19 protein-coding genes are annotated in these 17,462 nt (G+C 67.7%); 13 read left to right on the forward strand and 6 right to left on the reverse strand.

The genetic code is table 11. The annotated features are described in order from the left end of the window. Positions 1–1,236 (forward strand): hypothetical protein, encoded by a 1,236-nt coding sequence (locus tag EXE63_RS15500; RefSeq protein WP_168142657.1) that lies wholly within the window; start codon positions 1–3, stop codon positions 1,234–1,236. Here the strand turns inward: EXE63_RS15500 and EXE63_RS15505 are convergent. Next, a complete protein-coding gene (locus EXE63_RS15505) occupies positions 1,224–2,303 on the reverse strand; it encodes a cellulase family glycosylhydrolase (RefSeq protein ID WP_168142658.1) in 1,080 nt (359 codons plus the stop codon). The two genes, EXE63_RS15500 and EXE63_RS15505, sit on opposite strands and share 13 nt — an antisense overlap. A gap of 441 nt (positions 2,304–2,744) precedes the next feature. After that, positions 2,745–3,779 carry an NAD(P)H-dependent amine dehydrogenase family protein gene (locus tag EXE63_RS15510; protein WP_168142659.1) on the reverse strand — a complete coding sequence of 345 codons (1,035 nt, stop codon included), beginning with the start codon at positions 3,777–3,779 and terminating at the stop codon, positions 2,745–2,747. A gap of 76 nt (positions 3,780–3,855) precedes the next feature. Between EXE63_RS15510 and EXE63_RS15515 the strand changes: the two genes are divergently transcribed. Together EXE63_RS15515 and EXE63_RS15520 are read left to right on the forward strand one after the other, a co-directional pair. After that, complete coding sequence (locus EXE63_RS15515) at positions 3,856–4,503, forward strand: TetR/AcrR family transcriptional regulator (protein WP_168142660.1); 648 nt, start codon at positions 3,856–3,858, stop codon at positions 4,501–4,503. Between the two features lie 75 nt (positions 4,504–4,578). After that, positions 4,579–5,625 carry a glycoside hydrolase family 6 protein gene (locus EXE63_RS15520; RefSeq protein WP_168145608.1) on the forward strand — a complete coding sequence of 349 codons (1,047 nt, stop codon included), beginning with the start codon at positions 4,579–4,581 and terminating at the stop codon, positions 5,623–5,625. On the opposite strand, the gene EXE63_RS15525 is transcribed toward EXE63_RS15520, so the two are convergent. Next, the gene (locus EXE63_RS15525) at positions 5,609–6,172 is read right to left on the reverse strand and encodes a TetR/AcrR family transcriptional regulator (RefSeq protein WP_234904519.1); all 564 of its coding nucleotides are present in this window, start codon (positions 6,170–6,172) and stop codon (positions 5,609–5,611) included. The two genes, EXE63_RS15520 and EXE63_RS15525, sit on opposite strands and share 17 nt — an antisense overlap. Before the next feature lie 226 nt (positions 6,173–6,398). On the opposite strand from EXE63_RS15525, the gene EXE63_RS15530 reads away from it, so the two are divergent. After that, complete coding sequence (locus EXE63_RS15530) at positions 6,399–7,730, forward strand: H(+)/Cl(-) exchange transporter ClcA (RefSeq protein ID WP_168142661.1); 1,332 nt, start codon at positions 6,399–6,401, stop codon at positions 7,728–7,730. Between the two features lie 17 nt (positions 7,731–7,747). Then, entirely contained in the window at positions 7,748–8,785 is a 1,038-nt protein-coding gene (locus EXE63_RS15535; protein ID WP_168142662.1) for a GlxA family transcriptional regulator, read from the forward strand. Here the strand turns inward: EXE63_RS15535 and EXE63_RS15540 are convergent. Then, entirely contained in the window at positions 8,735–9,742 is a 1,008-nt protein-coding gene (locus EXE63_RS15540; protein WP_168142663.1) for a GlxA family transcriptional regulator, read from the reverse strand. The two genes, EXE63_RS15535 and EXE63_RS15540, sit on opposite strands and share 51 nt — an antisense overlap. A gap of 223 nt (positions 9,743–9,965) precedes the next feature. Between EXE63_RS15540 and EXE63_RS15545 the strand changes: the two genes are divergently transcribed. Genes EXE63_RS15545 through EXE63_RS15570 form a run of 6 tightly spaced genes read left to right on the forward strand, consistent with a single transcriptional unit; the run spans position 9,966 to position 14,508 of the window. Next, positions 9,966–10,490 (forward strand): DUF1097 domain-containing protein, encoded by a 525-nt coding sequence (locus tag EXE63_RS15545; RefSeq protein ID WP_168142664.1) that lies wholly within the window; start codon positions 9,966–9,968, stop codon positions 10,488–10,490. Then, a complete protein-coding gene (nthB, locus tag EXE63_RS15550) occupies positions 10,487–11,221 on the forward strand; it encodes a nitrile hydratase subunit beta (protein ID WP_168142665.1) in 735 nt (244 codons plus the stop codon). The genes EXE63_RS15545 and nthB overlap by 4 nt, the downstream gene beginning before the upstream one ends. Continuing rightward, positions 11,218–11,838: a nitrile hydratase subunit alpha gene (gene nthA / locus EXE63_RS15555; RefSeq protein WP_168142666.1), complete on the forward strand. Its 621-nt coding sequence runs from the start codon at positions 11,218–11,220 to the stop codon at positions 11,836–11,838. The genes nthB and nthA overlap by 4 nt, the downstream gene beginning before the upstream one ends. Continuing rightward, entirely contained in the window at positions 11,835–12,143 is a 309-nt protein-coding gene (locus EXE63_RS15560) for a nitrile hydratase accessory protein (RefSeq protein ID WP_168142667.1), read from the forward strand. Before nthA ends, EXE63_RS15560 begins: the two co-directional genes overlap by 4 nt. Before the next feature lie 21 nt (positions 12,144–12,164). Continuing rightward, positions 12,165–12,842, forward strand: a complete 678-nt coding sequence (locus EXE63_RS15565; protein ID WP_168142668.1) for an energy-coupling factor ABC transporter permease — start codon at positions 12,165–12,167, stop codon at positions 12,840–12,842. A 22-nt stretch (positions 12,843–12,864) separates the two neighbouring features. Continuing rightward, complete coding sequence (locus EXE63_RS15570) at positions 12,865–14,508, forward strand: ABC-F family ATP-binding cassette domain-containing protein (RefSeq protein WP_168142669.1); 1,644 nt, start codon at positions 12,865–12,867, stop codon at positions 14,506–14,508. On the opposite strand, the gene EXE63_RS15575 is transcribed toward EXE63_RS15570, so the two are convergent. Further along, positions 14,496–14,918, reverse strand: a complete 423-nt coding sequence (locus EXE63_RS15575; RefSeq protein WP_168142670.1) for a pyridoxamine 5'-phosphate oxidase family protein — start codon at positions 14,916–14,918, stop codon at positions 14,496–14,498. The genes EXE63_RS15570 and EXE63_RS15575 overlap by 13 nt on opposite strands. Then, on the reverse strand, positions 14,906–15,742 hold the full coding sequence (locus tag EXE63_RS15580) for an NAD(P)H-binding protein (RefSeq protein WP_168142671.1): 837 nt from the start codon (positions 15,740–15,742) through the stop codon (positions 14,906–14,908). The genes EXE63_RS15575 and EXE63_RS15580 overlap by 13 nt, the downstream gene beginning before the upstream one ends. An 80-nt stretch (positions 15,743–15,822) precedes the next feature. Here EXE63_RS15580 and EXE63_RS15585 point away from each other — a divergent pair, with 80 nt between their 5' ends. Both EXE63_RS15585 and EXE63_RS15590 read left to right on the forward strand, forming a co-directional pair. Next, a complete protein-coding gene (locus EXE63_RS15585) occupies positions 15,823–16,755 on the forward strand; it encodes an AraC family transcriptional regulator (RefSeq protein WP_168142672.1) in 933 nt (310 codons plus the stop codon). 74 nt (positions 16,756–16,829) lie between these two features. Further along, positions 16,830–17,441, forward strand: a complete 612-nt coding sequence (locus tag EXE63_RS15590; RefSeq protein ID WP_168142673.1) for a hypothetical protein — start codon at positions 16,830–16,832, stop codon at positions 17,439–17,441. The last annotated feature ends 21 nt before the right edge of the window (positions 17,442–17,462 follow it).

Below are 17,462 nucleotides of genomic sequence, written 5' to 3' on the forward strand. Positions count from 1 at the left end.
ATGGCCTTCGGCGACGGAACGGCAGACGAGTCGCTGCGTGACGCCTGGCAGCACTTCTGTGACCGGCTCAAGAGCGCCGGGGACCTGGTGTTCAAGGACGCCAACCCGGGCACACCGCTGCAGCGGGCCGACGCAATGCGTTTCCTGACCCAGAACCTCGGGCAGGCTTTCGACCTCGCCCTGGAGACCCGGGATCCGGCGTTCCCGCAGATCCACCAGTTGTGCACGCCCAGCAGGAAACTGGGCGGCGATGTCGCCGATTTCAGCTACCGGCAGGCATGGATCGATGGGCGCCACGAATACAAGATCACCGGTAGGCGCGGTACGGCGCGGTGGCTCAACATCACGGTGCAAGGGCCCCGGCCGGACAACATTCCGGGAACCGACTGGCCCTCACTGCACGAACCCTTCGGCGACATACCCGAGGCGAACATCTTCGGGCATCAGTTGCGCACCGATGATGCGGGAAACTTCGAACTGTTCATCGGGGGTCCCGAACGCGCCGGCAACTGGCTACCCACCACGGCGGGCAGCCGAAAGCTGTTCATCCGTGAGGCGTTCGATGCCTGGTCGGAGACACCGACGACGCTCACCATCGAACGTATCGGCATGCGGGCTCCTCGACCGCTGCCGGACCCGGAATCGATGATCGAGGCAATGGGCTGGGCCGGGGACTTCCTGAACGGCGCGATGCGCGACTGGCCGGAGCACTCGTGGAACTACTCCGATGGAGTGTGCGATCCGGCTTACCTGAATCGGTTCCCCCCGAACAGGATCGCCGACACCGACAGCGATATGAAGCGGGGCCGGATGGCCGCGCACATGGTGTGGCAGCTGCGACCCGATGAGGCGCTCATCGTCGAGATGGACAACCATGACGGTTTCTGGGTCTTCGGCATGGGCGGGGTGTTCGTGGGCAGCATGGACTTCCTGTACCGGCCGGTGAGCTACACGCCGGCCCGCACGGTCGTCGACGGCGATGACGTCGTGCGATTCGTCATCGCCCACGCTGATCCCGGCGTGCACAACTGGCTGGACACCCAGGAGTTCTCGGATGGCAACCTCACCTATCGGAACCTGTTGAGCAGGAATGCCGCGACCTTCCGCACCCAGCTGGTCAAGCATGCCGAGATCCTCGACGTCCTGCCCGGCGACACCGTGATGGTGGACACCACCGAACGCGCGCAGCAGCTGCTCGACCGTTTTCACAGCATCAAACTGCGCTACGGAATCTGACTCTGCTGCGCGGCGATCCAGGTCCGGATGGCCTCGACACCGGGCTTGGCCACCCAGTTACGGTCGAACACGCCCCACGGTGTCTCGTTGGGGCGGTCGACCAGTGAGTAGATGAACATCGGTCCCACACCGTCCAGCCCCGACCATGTGGTGGCGAAGTCGGTGATCCAGGCGGCCTGGGTGGCGCCGCTGACAGCCGAGGTCGGCACACCGTATTCCGTTGTCCAGATCTTCTTCTCACCGTCGCCCGCCGACTCCATCAACGCCCGCAACGACAGCAACTGCCGATAGGGCGTGTTGGCGTACGGCGCTCCCGCCGAGAAGCTGCTGGAGAAATTGTAGGGGTGGAAGGACAGTGCATCGAAGTACCCCTGGGCGCCTGCGGTATACATCTGGGTCAGATAGTTGACCGGGTTGATTGTCCAGGTGCCGAACGAGAGTCCGGCGCCCAGCACCCCGCCGACCACCGTCGCGGTGGGTTCGACGGCCTTGATGGCCGTGTAGGCCAGTTTGAGCAGCTCGGTGTATCCGGCGACATTGGGTTGCGGTGACCAGCCGATGTTGGCATTGGGTTCGTTCCAGATCTCGTAGGCCGCGATCCGTGGCTGGGTGCTGCCCGATCCGTAGCGCTGGGCCAGCTGCACCATGAATTGGGCGTAGGTATTCGGATCGTCAGGTGCCGCGTTGGGCAGCCAGAAGCCGTTGCGAGAGGCCCAGATCGGTGTGCTCGTCACCGCGCCGACGACGGCGATGCCCCGGGCGGCGGCGGCATCCAGGATGCGGTCGGCGACCACCCAGTTGTAGGTACCCCTGGAGGGCTCCATGGCCCGCCAGGGCAGGAAGATCCGGATCTGTTGCACGCCCATCTCTTCGAATGCCTGCATCGCGGTCGCCAGCTCGTCGGCGGTCATGAAGTACAGATTCGATTCGGCGATACCGAGCGCGGTCGGTGCGGTGTTGACCGGTGCCAACGTCGCGCCCACCGCGGGGGCGGTCACGGGGGAGGCGAGTTGGGCGGCCACCATGCACAGAACCAGGACGAGCGCGCGAAGCAGGTGGGCGGACATGGTGGCCTTTCTGGCGCTCCGGTGCAACACGGCGTGTGACGACGCTCAATGTAGGCACGTCAACCACGTTGCCGCATGCCATGATTCGGCCCGTAAACCCGACGGGCGGGGGTTTCTGCAGAGCTACCGCCCGCCCTCGGCAGGCCGGTATTCGTGCGCAGGCGGCGCAACGCAGCAAAGACCGGCGGTGTCGCCACGGACGCCGCGGGCCCAGGGCCGGCCGGCAGGACCGGCTGTTTGCCACGGCAAACGTTGCATTGCGAATTAATTTGCTGGAGGGTAAAAATGCGCGCAGGTCGCAATGGGTAAAGATGCGGCTCAGGCTGCCATGACTGGTTCGCACGTACCAGAAAATAGATGAACCGAGGTCGTACCCGGCGCAGAACCGTCACCCAAACGTGACGTCTCCGAACGTATTCCGATACCCCGGCGGGTCAAGCCTCAGCTGTCGAGCCAGGCTTTCGCCGGCGCGCAGGTCAGCCCGACATCCTTTAGGGTCAGGATGCCGGCGGGCGCACGCACGATGTCGAGGACGGCGTTGACCGCCGGCATCGCGGTCATGGTGTCCCACTCGTGGTTACCCCACGTCTCGGGCGGCACGAACCGGATCCGGGTACGCACTTCGGGTTCGCCGTGGATCACGATGTTGTAGTGGTCCTCGTCCAGGTCCCAGTCCGCGTTGAGGTTCTTGGTCAGGTGCCAGACGACGGCGGTACGCAGGATGGTCTTGCCGCCGAGTGTTGCAGTCCATCCACCGCGCAGTGCGGCGATGGTGTCCTTCTCGATGCGCATCCAGCCCAGGTCGACGGTCTCGGCTGCGGTGGCGAACTCGATGTCGAAGTCGATGCTGTCGAACTCGTCGAAACCCAGTGCCACGCCCATCCTTTCGACCGAATCGCGGAAGCTGACCATCCCCAGCTTGGCGATCTCGATGACGTCGGGGGAGGCCTCCCGCTTGGAAATGCCCAGCATCTCCCATGTTTCGACGGACTCGTAGACCGAGACGTCCGCGGCCTCGGTGATGGTGATCGACTGCACATCGCGGCAAACCGCGGTCAGGGCGGTGGTGATGGAGTTGGCCCAGCCGGGATGGATGCCGGTGATGTAGAGCGAGCTGTTGCCGCGCGCGCATGCAGCGGCGAGGGCCGCGCGGGTCTCGCCCTGGACTCCGCCGACATTGAGGAAGAGGTTCGTGCTCAGCACGTTGAGCCCGCTCTCCAACAGTCTGACGACGTGGTCGACGTCGGCCATGAACGGCGTATAGAGCACGGCATCGGCCTGCAGTGCGATCAGCGCATCGATATCGGTGGTGGCCGTCACCCCGGTGTCCGGGCGGCCGCACAACTGCCCGGCATCGGTACCGGCCTTCTCCTCGGAGAAGGCGTACACACCGGCGAGTTCGAGGCGGGGGTCATCGAGAACGCCACGCAGGCTGAGCTTTCCCACCTTGCCGGTGGTCCATTGGATGACGCGCATGCCCGGGGCTCCTTTGTCGAGATAATTTTCCACGGTAGTGGAAAAATAACACGGCCCCAGCCGCTAGGTTCGTGAAATGACGACAGGCGCCCGCCGCGGCCGGCCACCGCGCATCGACCGGGCCCGCATCGTCGCGGCGGCACGGACCATCGCGCCCGAGGATCTGACCATGCAGGCGGTGGCCGACGCTCTCGGTGTGGACCGCAGCTCCCTGAACTACTACGTCGGTGACCGGGGTGGCCTGCTGGAGCTGATCGTCGCCGACCTCTTCGACGCCGAGCTGCGGGACTTCGAGCTGCCCCACGATGCCGACTGGACCGGCGTCCTGCGCGCCTACGGCAAGGCCCTGCACCGGGGGGTCGTTCATCTGCGGGCCACCGCCACCTCTGTCCAGTTGCGTGGCACGCACAGCCTGGCACTGGCCGAACGTGTGCTTCAGGCGCTGACGGCGGCGGGCTTCACCGTGGCCGAGGGCGGGCACATCCTGTCGCTGGTGTCTGGTGTCGCCTACACCGCGGCGCGGGATCTCCTCGGCGGAGAGCAATCCAGGAGCCAGCACACCTCCGAGGTTGCCCGGGTGCTCGGTGAGGCGCCGGCCGGTCAGTTCGCGCTGCTCGGTGAGATCATCGACAACCGCGCGGTGGCCGGCACGGCCGACGATTTCGAGTTCAGCCTCGACGTGGTGATCGACGGACTGCAACTGCGACTGGACCGCAAAGGCTGAGGTGTTGCTGGTTGCCCATGACCCGGTGACCGGCCGCACGAAAGGTGTTTGCCCAGCACATTTCGGCGTGGTGACCTGCCGTTTCGCGATTGGCATTGCACTTTGAGTCGCACTAACTTTCCTAGGGTGAAGTCTTCCGTTGCTGGCACCGCCGCGCGGTGGCTGGCCCCCTTCCTCGCCGCGGCGGCCGTCGTCGCAGGCGTTGCGTCCCCGGTTCAGGCCCCGCAGATCCAGTTGGCCAGTGAGGCCAACCCGCTGGTCGGTAAGCCCTTCTACGTCGACCCGATCTCCAAGGCGATGCGCGCCGCGCAGAGCAACCCGAGCCCGCAACTCGACTACGTGGCGAACACGCCGCAGGCCTACTGGCTGGATCAGGCCTTCCCGGCGTCCACCGTCGGCGGCACGGTGAGCAAGCTCGTCGGCGCCGCGCAGGCTGCGGGCGCCACGCCGGTGCTGTCGATCTACGCGCTTCCGCATCGCGACTGCTACAGCTACGCCGCCGGCGGCTTCGGCTCGGCAGACGGTTACCGGGCGTGGATCGACGCCATCTCGGCCGGCCTGGGATCCGCGCCGGCCGCGATCATCCTGGAACCCGATGCGCTCGCGATGGCCGACTGCCTGACGGCGGATCAACGTGCGGAACGTTTCGACCTGATCCGCTACGCCGTCGACACCCTGACCCGTGACCCGGCCGCCGCGGTGTACATCGATGCCGGGCACTCGCGCTGGGTGAGTGCGGACAAGATGGCCGCGATGCTCAACGATGTCGGCGTGGCCCGCGCGCAGGGTTTCAGCCTGAACACCACGAACTACTACACCACCGAAGAGCAGATGGGCTACGGCGACGCCATCTCGGGGATGACAGGTGGCTCGCACTACGTCATCGACACCTCGCGCAACGGTCGCGGACCCGAGAGCGACAGCGATATGGCCTGGTGCAACCCGAAGGGCCGGGCGTTGGGCGTCCCGCCGACGACGGCCACCGGGAACCCGAACGTCGATGCCTTCCTGTGGGTCAAGCGCGTCGGTGAGTCCGACGGGTCCTGCGGGCGCGGCGAGCCCGGCGCGGGCACCTTCGTCAACCAGTACGCGATCGACCTGGCAATCAACGCGGGGAAATAGGCCCGCCGAACCGTCCGTTGGTCGCGTCCCGGACCGCTCGATCGATCAGTTCGAGTGCCTCCTCCTGGCTGACCTTCTCCCTCTCGACGATGACGCGCCGCCCCACGTCCTCATCGATGACCCGGAATGCCCCGACCACCGCGGCCGCGCAGAGGCGGGCGGTGAGATCGCCGTCCGGCAGGCCGAGTCGCTGGGCGACAACCGGAACGAATCCGCGCTCCATCTCGTCGTGCACCATCAGGTAGGCCGTCCGCAGTGCGGGTTCCTCGGCGGACATGGTCGCGATGCGCAGCGCGCTGATCTCATCGGCGAGTTCCTGCTCACTGAGCGGATGCTCGGCCATGTCGGCCGCCATGTGCTCGGCCAGTGAGAGTTCGGCCGGCCACCGGTGCGCCTGGGCGATGAAACGTTGCGCGGACAGGGACAGCATCGGTTCGACGCAGCTTTCCTTGCTTCGGAAGTACCGCCAGATGGTGCGGGTGGAGAGCCCTGCGGCGGCGGCGATATCGTCACCACTGGTGGCGGAGACCCCACGCTCCCAGAACAATGCGCAGGCATGGCGGGAGACGGCGAGGCGGGCTTGCGCCTGCTTGGGATTGTGCGTGCCGCGGATATCCTGGGTGGCGATGGTGAAGGCCTCCTGACACTCAGTGACATCGCCACTGTGTCACTAAGTGACAGGACGCGCAAGCGGCGGGGCGGGAGCGATATGGCGACGTCTGATGAACCCGCCGCCACTTGCATGGCAGCCGGGTCATGACGGTGGCGCGTTGATGCCCCGGATGAGATCGGGCCTGGTGTGGGTCTGCACCGTGTCGGTCCTGGCCGGTGTGGTGATCGGCTTTGTCGGCGGCGCGTTCCGGTGGTGTCTGCAGCTCGCCGACCGCTGGCGGGTCGACCTGGTCACCTGGGCCCACGATCTGCCGGGGCCCGGGTGGCTGGTGCCGATCGCCGTGGCCGCCCTCGGGGCGACGCTGGCCGCCGTCGTGGTCCGGTGGGTGCCGCTGGCCGCGGGGAGCGGCATCCAGCACGTCGAGGCCGTCTATCGCGGGGCGGCCCGGCCGCCGACCCTGATGCTGCTGCCGGCAAAGTTCATCGGGGGTGTCCTCGCGATCGGCTCGGGCCTGGTGCTCGGCAGAGAAGGCCCGACGGTGCACATGGGTGCGGTGATCGGCGCGCAGGCCGCGCGGCGCGGCGGGCTGGACGATCGTGATGTACGGCTGATGCAGACAGCGCTGGGCGGTGCCGGACTGGCGGTGGCGTTCAACGCGCCGATCGGCGGGGCGCTGTTCACCCTCGAAGAGGCCACCAAATCCGTGCACATCCGCACCGTGCTCGTCACCCTGTTCTCGGCCGCCACGGCCGTGGCCTGTGCCCGGTTGATCCTCGGCGACCAGCCGGATTTCCAGGTCGATCCGGTGGCTGCACCGTCGAGCACGCTGGTCCCCGTCTTCATCGTGTTCGGTCTGGTCACCGGCTGCCTGGGCGCGCTCTACAGCCGGCTCGTGCTGAGCTTCCTCGACGGCGTCGCCGCCGTTCCCCGGATTCCGGCGGTCGCCAAGGCGGCGATCATCGGCGCGATCATCGGGCTGGTGGCATTCGTGGATCCAAGGGCCGTCGGTGGCGGCGATGGGCTGACTCAGCTGATCGTCGGAGGAGGCGCCCTTGCGTTGCCGATGGCTCTGGGGTATCTGGTGGTGCGGCTGGTGGCCGGACCGTTGTCCTATGCGGCGGCGGTACCCGGAGGTCTGTTTGCGCCCCTGCTGGTCGTCGGCGCGCTGTGGGGTGTGTTGTTCACCGGCGGCCTGAATGTCCTGATACCCGAGAGCAATCCGTCACTCGTGGTGCCGATGGCCATCGTCGGTATGGCCGCGTTCTTCGGTGCCGTCGTGCGGGCGCCCGTGACCGCGATCGTGCTGGTGATCGAGATGACCGCCACCACATCGCTGGTCGTGCCGATGCTGGCGGCGACCGCCGCGGCCGTGCTGGCCGCCGAACTGTTGAAATCGCCGCCCATCTACGACAGCCTGCGTGAGCGGATGCAACCTGACGGAAACAGTGGCCCGCTAGATTCGCAGGAGCGCCGAAACCGCGGGGGGCAGTGAAAGGGCACCAGCGAGACGTGGCCGACGAACCAAGCCAAGAGACCCCGGCGGCACGCACGGTCGCGTTCGCCCTCTACGACAAGGTCACCCTGCAGGATGTGGCGGCGCCCTTGGAGATCTTCGCCCGTGCCAACGACTTCGGGGCGAACTACCATGTGCTGCTGGTCTCGCCGACCGGTGCGGCGGTCGGCACCACGGCCTACGCACGCCTGGACGTGAATCTGGCGCTGGCCGACGTGCCAGCCAGGATCGACACGCTGCTGGTGCCCGGCGGTGTGCCCGCGGATTTCTCCTTCACCCCTGGCCTGCACGACATTCCCGAGGAGCCGACACCCGATACGGTGCCGGACGCCCTGGAAATGGTGCGCCTGCTCGCGCCGCGGGCCCGTCGGGTGGCCTCGGTGTGCACCGGCGCGTTCGTGCTCGCCGCCCTCGGACTTCTCGAAGGGCGACGCGCGACCACCCACTGGGCGCACTGCCAGACATTGGCGCGCAGATATCCGAACGTGCGCGTGGATCCGGATTCGCTGTTCGTCCAGGACGGGCCGTTCATCACGGGTGCGGGCATCACCGCGGGTATCGATCTCGCGCTGGCCCTTGTCGAGAGTGACTACGGCCCGACGGTGGCCCGGCGGGTGGCGCGCTGGATGGTCGTCTTCCTCCAACGCCCCGGCGGGCAGGCGCAATTCAGCGTGTGGGCGGAATCTGCGCTGCCGGTCTCGGGTGGGCTGCGCGATATCGTGGACGCGGTGATCGCCGACCCCGGCGCGGACCATTCCATCGCATCGATGGCCGTCAAAGCAGCGGTCAGTGAGCGGCACCTCGCCCGGATGTTCCACGACCAGATCGGGATGACCCCGGCGAGATTCGTCGAACAGGCCCGGCTGGAGGCCGCCAAAGTCCTCCTCGCGACCGGTGACCAGAGCCAGGATTCGGTCGCGCGACGGGCGGGCTTCGGCACGACGGACACCATGCGGCGCACCTTCCGCCGAAACCTCGGCGTGTCACCCGGCGTATACCGGAACCGCTTCCGCACCACCGGGATCGACCAGTAGCGGAGCGGGCCGAGTCGGTGCCGGCAGCACGCGATGTGCCTCCAGATGGTCGCGGATGCGGGCTCCGTACCGCAGTCCGCTGCGCTGCGCCGCGGCGTGGAAGGACTCGCCGGCCAGTACCAGGCTGACCGCATTCTCCAACCGGACCTCGTACACGTACTGCCGCAGCGTCACCCCGACCTGCGCCTTGAACAGCCGGGCCAGATGCCGTGGGCTCATGCCGATCTGGGCCGCCACGACGTCCAACTCGTAGTGTCCGGCCGGATCCGCGCTGACGGTCGCCATCAAGCGCTCGAGCTCGGCGTGTTTGGGTCGCGGAGTCCTGGCGGCCGCAGAGATCTGGGGATGGCCCTCCATGCGCCTGCTGAGAACCACCATCTCCTTGGAGATCTCGTGGGCGAGGTCGGTTCCGTGGTCATCGGCGATCAGGGCGAGCACCAGGTCGATGCCGGCTGCGGAACCCGCGGCGGTCCAGATGTCGTCGTCGCGGACGAACACGGACTCACGGTCCACGATCGTGGACGGACAGCGGGTGACGAAGGCGTCCAGGTGGCGCCAGTGCGTGGTCGTGCGACGGCCGTCGAGCAGGCCGGCCGCGCCCAGCGCGAAGACCCCGGCGTCGATGGCGGCGATCCGCCGCACACCGGCAGTACGAGTTCGGACCGACTGCTGAACATGTGGTGGAACAACTTCGGAGACAAAGCTTTCGCCGCCGAGCAGGATCACCGTGTCCGGCGGCGTGTCCAATAGCGCGGCCGGAGTGGCAGCGAGTGTGAGTCCCGACGCACAACGGATCGCCGAGGAATCTCCGTAGGTGTGCAGCGACACCGCGTAGTCGTAGCCGAGGGTGCGGGCCACGTCGAACACCTCCAGCGGACCGGTGACATCCAGGGTCCGGACGCCGTCGCAGGCCAGCATCGCGATGCGACGCGAACGGTGCTCGACGTAGTGGCACATGAGCCAAGGGTGCGCCCACCGCGGTGCTGGTGCGATCCGATGTCCGGATTTTCGCGCCTCCTGTCCGTGTCGGTCGGCCGCGGGCGCCGAGGTCCCGTTTCGCGCAGAAGATGTCCACCTCGGCGGACAACCGATAAGCGGGGTTTACCAGTCCGAAACACCATCGGCCCAACGTTGTTGCCACGAAGCAGATCTCGATACCGCGATGACAAGGGTGGACTGCATGGATTCACGATCGGCTCTGACATTGAGCATCGGCGTGCTCGGCGGGGTCGCGGTGGTACTCACCGCGACCGTGATCACCGTCCCCATCTGGGTGGTCTTCCTGTCCTGGGCTTCCTTCTTCTTCGTCGGGGGAGGCCCGGGCGGCTGGGTGCGGTCGGTGTCATCGAACCTGGTGGGTGTCCTCATCGCCAGCGCCAGCCTGTACGCCGCGCACCTGCTCGGCGGCAGTCTGACCGTCACGGCCATCGCCGTGGGCGTGGGAAGTGCGCTGATGGTGCAGGCGTCCTGGGTCGGTCTGCTGTCGACGACCCCCGCGGTGGTGGTGGGTTTCGCATCGACGGTCTCGACCGTGGCCGGGACCGGACAACTGGTTACCGCGACGAGCATCTCCCACCCGGGGTTGGTGGCGGCGTGCGCCTGCGTGCTGGGCGCGACGTTCGGTATCGCCTCGGAGTATCTGGCCAATGTGATGACACGTACGGCCCCGGCCAGCCGTACCGGAACGGAAGGCGCACCGGCATGAAACTGCAGCACTATCTGGGTGGTCTGGAGGGGCTGCCCGAATCGCTCACTCTGGAAAAGCGGGTGTTCGTCGAAGAGTGGGAAAAGCGCATCTTCGGCATCCACGTCGCCATGATGGGCCTGAGCGCGCACCTGGGCTCGGCGCTGCCGGAGTACCCGATCGCCGAGGTGCCCACCGAGTTCCGGGACGAGTGGACGTGGGCCTCGCTGCGCACCGGCGCCGAGGCGATGAATCCGTTCGACTACTTCAAGTTCCGCTACTACGAGAAGTGGCTCGGCGGGATCAGTCAGTTCTTCATCGACCAGGGGTACGTGTCGGAGGAGGAGATCAGTGCCCTGATCGCGGCCCCGGCAACCGTCCCGAGCGGCGGTGATCCGGCGATCGATGACCGGGTGATCGACTACCTGCGCCGCGGCGACAGCCCGCGCCGTGACACCGCGCACCCGAAGTTCGCTGTGGGAGAGCAGGTTCGCATCGCGAACCTGCCCGCCGGAGCCCATACCCGGCTGCCGGGGTACCTGCGGACCCGGGTGGGCACCGTCACCAGGATCTTCGAGGGCGACTACGGCTACTTCGTACACACCGGCGACGGCATCGGTGACCCGATGCCGATCTACATCGTCGAGTTCGCCCCCGAGGAACTCTGGGGTGTCCGGGCGGAACCGGGCGCCAACACCCTGTATGCCGAGCTGTTCGAGGCCTATCTGCAACCCGTCGAGGAGGACAAGTGACCGAGCAGTTTTCGTACCCGTCCGATCGTGAGCAATCCAGCGCCGATCGGGTCGGGGCCCTGGAGCGGCTGCTGATCGAGAAGGGGGTCATCACCGGCGAGACGGTCGACAAGGTGCTCGCCTACTTCGAGTCCGAGATGACACCGCTGAACGGTCAGAAGATCGTCGTGAAGGCCTGGACGGACCCCGATTTCGCGGCCCGGGTGGTCGTGGACACCCCGGGGGCGCTGGCCGAACTGGACCTGCCCGAGGGGATGGCCGGCGCGGAAGGCGAGCACCTGCAGGCGGTGGCCAACGAGCCCGGGGTGCACAACCTTGTCATCTGCACGCTGTGCTCCTGCTTTCCCTGGCCGGTGCTGGGATTGCCCCCGTACTGGTACAAGGACCCGGTGTTCCGGGCACGTGCCGCCCGGGAACCCCGCACGGTGCTGACCGAGGTCGGGGTGGACCTGGCCGAGGACACCGAAATCAAGGTCTGGGATTCCAGTGGGCATTCGCGGTGGTTCGTCATCCCCGAACGGCCCGCGGGAACCGAGGGTTTCACCGAGGAGCAACTGATGGGACTGGTCACCACCGAGTCGATGATGGGCGTCGCACTGGCAGGGCATCCGGCATGAAACTGCACCAGACCTGCACGACGGATCAGGCCGCGCCGTCGTTCGACCACGATTGGCAACGACGGGCCTTCGGCCTGGCGCTTGCCTTGTCCGAGTTCGGTCACTACCCGTGGGCTGAGTTTCAGCAGAGCCTGATCGACACGATCGGTGCGTGGGAGTCGGCGCCTGCACCCGCCCGAGGTGAATGGGAGTACTACGACCACTGGGTCGCAGCGCTGGAACACGTTGTGGACCATCGGAAAATCCTCACCGCCCCATTGATCACCGACGACGGCGACCACGCCGTCCACGACGACCACCACTGACCCTCGCGAAAGGAAGCGCAGATGCACATCGAACCAGGAATCGTGGACGGCGCGAAGATCGTCCTGAGTTATGCCACCGCGGCCGGCGCCGGCGCCTACGCGCTGACGATGGCGTGGAGACACCTCAAGGAGCGGGGCCCAGGGTCAATGCTGCTCGGCACGTCCGTGACCACCGCGCTGGTCCTGGTGTTCTTCGAGATCCTCCCGCACTTCCCGGTGGGCGTCTCCGAGGTGCACCTCATCCTCGGCTCGACGCTGTTCCTGCTGTTCGGCGTCGCGCCCGCGGCCTTCGGCTTGGCGCTGGGCCTGCTGATCCAGGGCATGTTCCTGGCCCCCTTCGATCTTCCGCAGTACGGGATGAACCTGACCACGCTGTTGGTGCCACTGTTCGCGTTGCAGTACGTGGCAGGCCGGACGATCACACCGCAGACGCCTTATACCGCCCTGAAATACCGTCAGGCCCTGACCCTCTCGATGACCTACCAGGCGGGCATCGTGTCGTGGGTGGGGTTCTGGGCGCTCTACGGTGAGGGCCTCAGCGGGCAGACGGTCGCCAGCATCGCGACATTCGGTGCCGCGTACATGCTGGTGATCGTCGTCGAACCGTTGGCGGACCTGGCCGTGCTGGCCGGCGCGAAGGCCCTCGAGCGACACAGGAACGACGCCTGGCTGGAGCCGCGCCTGTTCAACCCGGCCTGACCGGTGGTGTGAAGATGGGTCCATGACCGCAACGCTCGTCGCCAAGGATGTGGCCGGCGGACACGCCCACCGCACACTGTTCGAGCACGTCGACCTGACCGTGGCGCCCGGCGATGTCATCGGCGTCGTCGGCGCCAACGGGGCAGGCAAGAGCACCCTGCTGCGCATCCTGGCCGGCGACCTCGACCCGCTCGGCGGCACGGTCAGCGTCGCCCCGGCCGACGCCTTCGTCGGGTGGCTGCCCCAGGAACACGAACGGATCCCTGGGGAAACCGTCGCCGGCTACATCGCCCGGCGCACCGGATGCGCGGCGGCAACAACGGCGATGGAAGCCGCGGCCGAGGGCCTGTCCGATTCCAGTGCCACCGCGGACGCGTACTCGGTGGCACTCGATCACTGGCTGGCCACCGGTGCGGCGGATCTGGAGGAGCGGCTGCCCGCGGTGCTCGCCGACCTGGGTCTGGACTCCGCGTTGGTGCCGGACACGACGCCGATGACCGCGTTGTCGGGCGGGCAGGCGGCACGGGTCGGTCTGGCCGCACTCCTGTTGTCCCGCTTCGATATTGTGCTGCTGGACGAGCCGACCAACGATCTGGACCTGGATGGTCTGGACCGCCTGGAGCGTTTCGTCGGCGAACTGCGCGGCGGTGTGGTGCTGGTCAGCCATGACCGGGAGTTCCTCGCACGCAGCGTGACCCGGGTGCTCGAACTGGATCTGGCGCAGAACACCACCACGGTCTTCGGCGGCGGTTACGACAGCTATCTGGAGGAGCGCGCGGTCAACCGGCGGCACAAGCGCGAACAGTACGAGGAGTTCGCCGACAAGAAGGCGGACCTGGTGGCGCGCGCCCGTACCCAACGCGAATGGTCCAGCCAGGGCGTGCGCAACGCGATGCGCAAGGCCCCCGACAACGACAAGAACCGGCGCCGCGCCCAGACCGAATCCAGTGAGAAGCAGGCGCAGAAGGTGCGTCAGATGGAGAGCCGGATCGCCCGCCTGGAGGAGGTCGAGGAGCCCCGCAAGGAATGGACCCTTCAGTTCACCATCGGATCGGCCCCGCGGTCGAGTTCGGTGGTGGCGACCCTGGACAACGCCGTGGTGCGCCAAGGTGAATTCGTGCTGGGCCCGGTCTCACTACAGGTCGACGCCGGCGAGCGGATCGGCATCACCGGGCCGAACGGGGCGGGCAAGTCGACGCTGCTGGGGTTACTGCTGGGCCGCACGCCACCCGACGAGGGCCGGGCCGGTCTGGGCGCGAACGTCGCCGTCGGCGAGATCGACCAGGCCCGTGCCGAATTCGACGGACCGGGGCGGCTGGTCGATCGTTTCGAACAGCACGTGCCGGACTGGCCGACCGCCGAGGTGCGCACGTTGTTGGCGAAGTTCGGCCTGGGCGCCGACCATGTGGAGCGCACCGCGCAGGAGCTGTCACCCGGTGAGCGCACCCGGGCCGGCCTGGCGTTGCTACAGGCCCGCGGCGTGAACGTGCTGGTGCTCGACGAACCGACCAATCATCTGGATCTGCCCGCCATCGAGCAACTCGAGCAGGCCCTGGAGAGCTATGACGGTGCGCTGCTGCTGGTCACCCATGATCGCCGGATGCTGCAGAATGTGCGGCTGGATCGGACGTGGCGCGTGGACGGTGGCCGGGTTCACGGCGTGTAGCGCGTCACCGTGTCCGGGTGGATGACCAGACGCAACAGGTCGGCGCCCAGCATCTGCTGCAGTTCGGCTGCCCGACCCTCGTCGGTGAGGTCCCAGTACCGGTTGGCCAACCGGGTGGCAAGTTGCTGCGCCCCTTGGCTTTCCAGCGTCGTGGCACCGGCGACCGACACCCAGCGCTCGCGTTCGCCCACCGGGGCGGCGACCACCAGGGACGCGCGGGGGTCGGTGCGCAGGCGCCGGACCTTCGCCGCGTCGGCAAGGGTGAACAGTTCGATGGTTCCGTGGTCGGTGGTCTCGAACCACACCGGACGGGGCTGCGGCGGGTGGGCGCCGGTGGCGACGGTGAAGAACCCGTAGAGCGGGCGGCGCAGGAACTCCAGGTCTGCAGGCGTCAGTGTCACCGGGACCACGCCCCACTGGCCGCCGTCCGCAGCACGTAGTCCGCGAAGGTCCGGGGCGCTCTGCCCAGCACGGATGCCACCCCGCCGGTGGTCGTGGCGAGCGGGCCGCCGTCCATCATCACGAACATCTCGGTGACGTGTTCGGCATCGGCCTCGCCGACGCCCTGTTCCACCAGTAGTGCGGTGTACTCGGCCGGGGTGATCTGCTTGTAGGTGATGTGCTGCCCCGAGGCCCGGGAGATCATCTCGACAGCCTCGGCCAAGGTCAGCGCGTCGGGGCCGGTCAGCTCGTAGATCTGCCCGGTGTGACGGCCGGGCTCGGTCAGTACCGTGGCCGCGACATCGGCGACATCCTCGATGTCGATGAAGGGTTCGGGGGTTTCGCCGGCAGGCAACGCGAGCTCCCCGGCGACCACCGGCGCGTGGAACAGGTCTTCGTCGAAGTTCTGCGCGAAGTTGTTGGGCCGCAGGATGGTCCACTCCAATGCCGAAGCGCGGACGGCATCTTCGGCCGAACGCATGTCCAGCCCGAAACGCGAGTCGCCCCAGGTGTCGGCGCCGCGCCCGGACAGCAGCACCAGCCGTTGCACCCCGGCGGCCTGCGCCCTGGCGACGAACTCCGGTGCGGGGCCCACCGTCGCCGGCGCGACCATGTACACCGCGGTGACGCCCTCCAGTGCCGCATCCCAGCCGGCGGGATCGGACCAGTCGAAGGGGGTCTGACTGGATCGGGAGGCGAGCCGGGCGGTGATGCCGCGCAACCGGAGGCGGGCGGCAACCCGGCGACCGGTCTTCCCGGTCGCGGCCAGGACAAGAATCGTGTCTGTACTCATGGGTCCATTCAAGGCCGCGGGATCGGACGATTCCATGGTCGTGACGCCGGGTTGCATGTGAATTCGTCTAACCTCGATGCATGGACGTATTCGGTGACCTGTGCCGTGGGGTACGTGCCCACGGCTCGCTGTTCGGCAGCACGCAGCTGTCCGCGCCCTGGTCGCTGCGCTTCGTGGACGGTGCGCCGCTGACGTTGTGCACCGTTCTCGACGGGCAGGGCTGGCTGGTTCCCGCGGACGGCCCGCCCGTGCAGATGCGGGATCGAGACACCGTCGTGGTGAAGGGGCCGGACACGTTCACCTTCGTCGACGACATCGACACCGCCGCGGAGCCGATCGCGTGCGGGGAGATGTGCGCCAAACCCGAGTACGGCGGCTCCCGGCACCGGATCGGGTGGAATGACGACTGCGCTGCCGGCGCCGGAACCACCACCTTGGTGGTCGGCGCCTACCCGGTGCGCGGGGAGATCAGCCGCCGCCTGCTGGAGGCGTTGCCCGCGGTGCTGCACCTGCCCAGTGGTGGAAACGGCGATGCGGTGCTGGACCACCTGGCCGCCGAGGCGGCGCTCGACATCCCCGGTCAACAGGTGGTGCTGGACCGATTGCTGGACTGGATGCTGGTGTGCACATTGCGGACCTGGTTCGACAGCCCCGAGGGGCACCCGCCGACCTGGTGGACCGCTCAGCGTGATCCGGTCGTCGGTGACGCGCTGAGACTGCTGCACGCCGACCCCGCTGCGCCATGGACGGTGTCGTCGCTGGCGGCGAAGGCGGGGGTGTCCCGGTCGACCCTGGCCAAACGTTTCAACGATCTGGTCGGTGAGCCGCCGCTGACCTACCTCACCGGGTGGCGGATGACCCTGGCGATGGACCTGCTGATCGAGCAGCAGACCGCGACGGTCAGGGAGGTCGCCCGCGCCGTCGGCTACACCGATCCCTTCACCTTCAGCGCGGCGTTCAAGCGGGTGCGTGGCGTCAATCCCAGCGAGTTCCGCCGCATCAACATCGCGTAAGGACCGGCCCCGCGGACGTCAGGGTTGCGTTCGGACAGCGGCGGTGCCGGGTGGCCCGACGTACACCTGAACACATGACCCTCGCGATAGCTGTCCACAGCCTGCCCGCCGCGGCGTTGACCGATCCGGTACTGGCCGATTGGGCTCGCGCGCACTGCGTTTCGGTGACCGCGCACGGTGGGCCCGACCTCGAGCTGGTGCGCCGCCACCGCATTCGGCCCGTCCAGGTCGTGTACCGGTGCGGACCCGACAGCGCCGCCATTCGCCGCGCCGCCGGCCTCGGGGTACGCCGTTTCATCGTGCGCACCGCACATCAGATGGCCCGCCTCGACGAATGCGCAGCCGGTACCAGGTACCTCTACCTCGACGAGTGCGCCCCGTTGATGCTGGGGGCCCGGCGCTTGAAGGTCATCGGACTGCACGCAGACGTCGGCGACGGGCCGGCAACAGCGGAATGGGCGGCGGCGGCCGTGGGACTGGTGCGGCGGGCCGCGCTCCTGCAGGCCTGCGGATCCGCCGTGAAGCGGATCGCGCTGAGCGGCGGATCGACCGCGCTGTGGCGCAACGATCACCGGCGCGCGGCGGCCATCGTCGACGTCGTCGATCGGGCGGTGTGCCAGGAATGCGACCGCAGCCACCTGCCCCGACCGGTGGTGACCCTGGCGGCGCTGACCGCCGGGGCGTAACGCCGGGCGGGGCCTCCGACG

The sequence above is a fragment of the Mycolicibacterium frederiksbergense genome (assembly GCF_012223425.1).
GTDB lineage: Bacteria > Actinomycetota > Actinomycetes > Mycobacteriales > Mycobacteriaceae > Mycobacterium > Mycobacterium frederiksbergense.

Coding starts and splice junctions, on each gene's coding strand:
- EXE63_RS15500 (WP_168142657.1), top strand. CDS start 1: ATGGCCTTCGGCGACGGAACGGCAGACGAGTCGCTGCGTGACGCCTGG.
- EXE63_RS15505 (WP_168142658.1), bottom strand. CDS start 2,303: ATGTCCGCCCACCTGCTTCGCGCGCTCGTCCTGGTTCTGTGCATGGTG.
- EXE63_RS15510 (WP_168142659.1), bottom strand. CDS start 3,779: ATGCGCGTCATCCAATGGACCACCGGCAAGGTGGGAAAGCTCAGCCTG.
- EXE63_RS15515 (WP_168142660.1), top strand. CDS start 3,856: ATGACGACAGGCGCCCGCCGCGGCCGGCCACCGCGCATCGACCGGGCC.
- EXE63_RS15530 (WP_168142661.1), top strand. CDS start 6,399: ATGCCCCGGATGAGATCGGGCCTGGTGTGGGTCTGCACCGTGTCGGTC.
- EXE63_RS15540 (WP_168142663.1), bottom strand. CDS start 9,742: ATGTGCCACTACGTCGAGCACCGTTCGCGTCGCATCGCGATGCTGGCC.
- EXE63_RS15545 (WP_168142664.1), top strand. CDS start 9,966: ATGGATTCACGATCGGCTCTGACATTGAGCATCGGCGTGCTCGGCGGG.
- nthB (WP_168142665.1), top strand. CDS start 10,487: ATGAAACTGCAGCACTATCTGGGTGGTCTGGAGGGGCTGCCCGAATCG.
- EXE63_RS15560 (WP_168142667.1), top strand. CDS start 11,835: ATGAAACTGCACCAGACCTGCACGACGGATCAGGCCGCGCCGTCGTTC.
- EXE63_RS15565 (WP_168142668.1), top strand. CDS start 12,165: ATGCACATCGAACCAGGAATCGTGGACGGCGCGAAGATCGTCCTGAGT.
- EXE63_RS15570 (WP_168142669.1), top strand. CDS start 12,865: ATGACCGCAACGCTCGTCGCCAAGGATGTGGCCGGCGGACACGCCCAC.
- EXE63_RS15580 (WP_168142671.1), bottom strand. CDS start 15,742: ATGAGTACAGACACGATTCTTGTCCTGGCCGCGACCGGGAAGACCGGT.
- EXE63_RS15585 (WP_168142672.1), top strand. CDS start 15,823: ATGGACGTATTCGGTGACCTGTGCCGTGGGGTACGTGCCCACGGCTCG.
- EXE63_RS15590 (WP_168142673.1), top strand. CDS start 16,830: ATGACCCTCGCGATAGCTGTCCACAGCCTGCCCGCCGCGGCGTTGACC.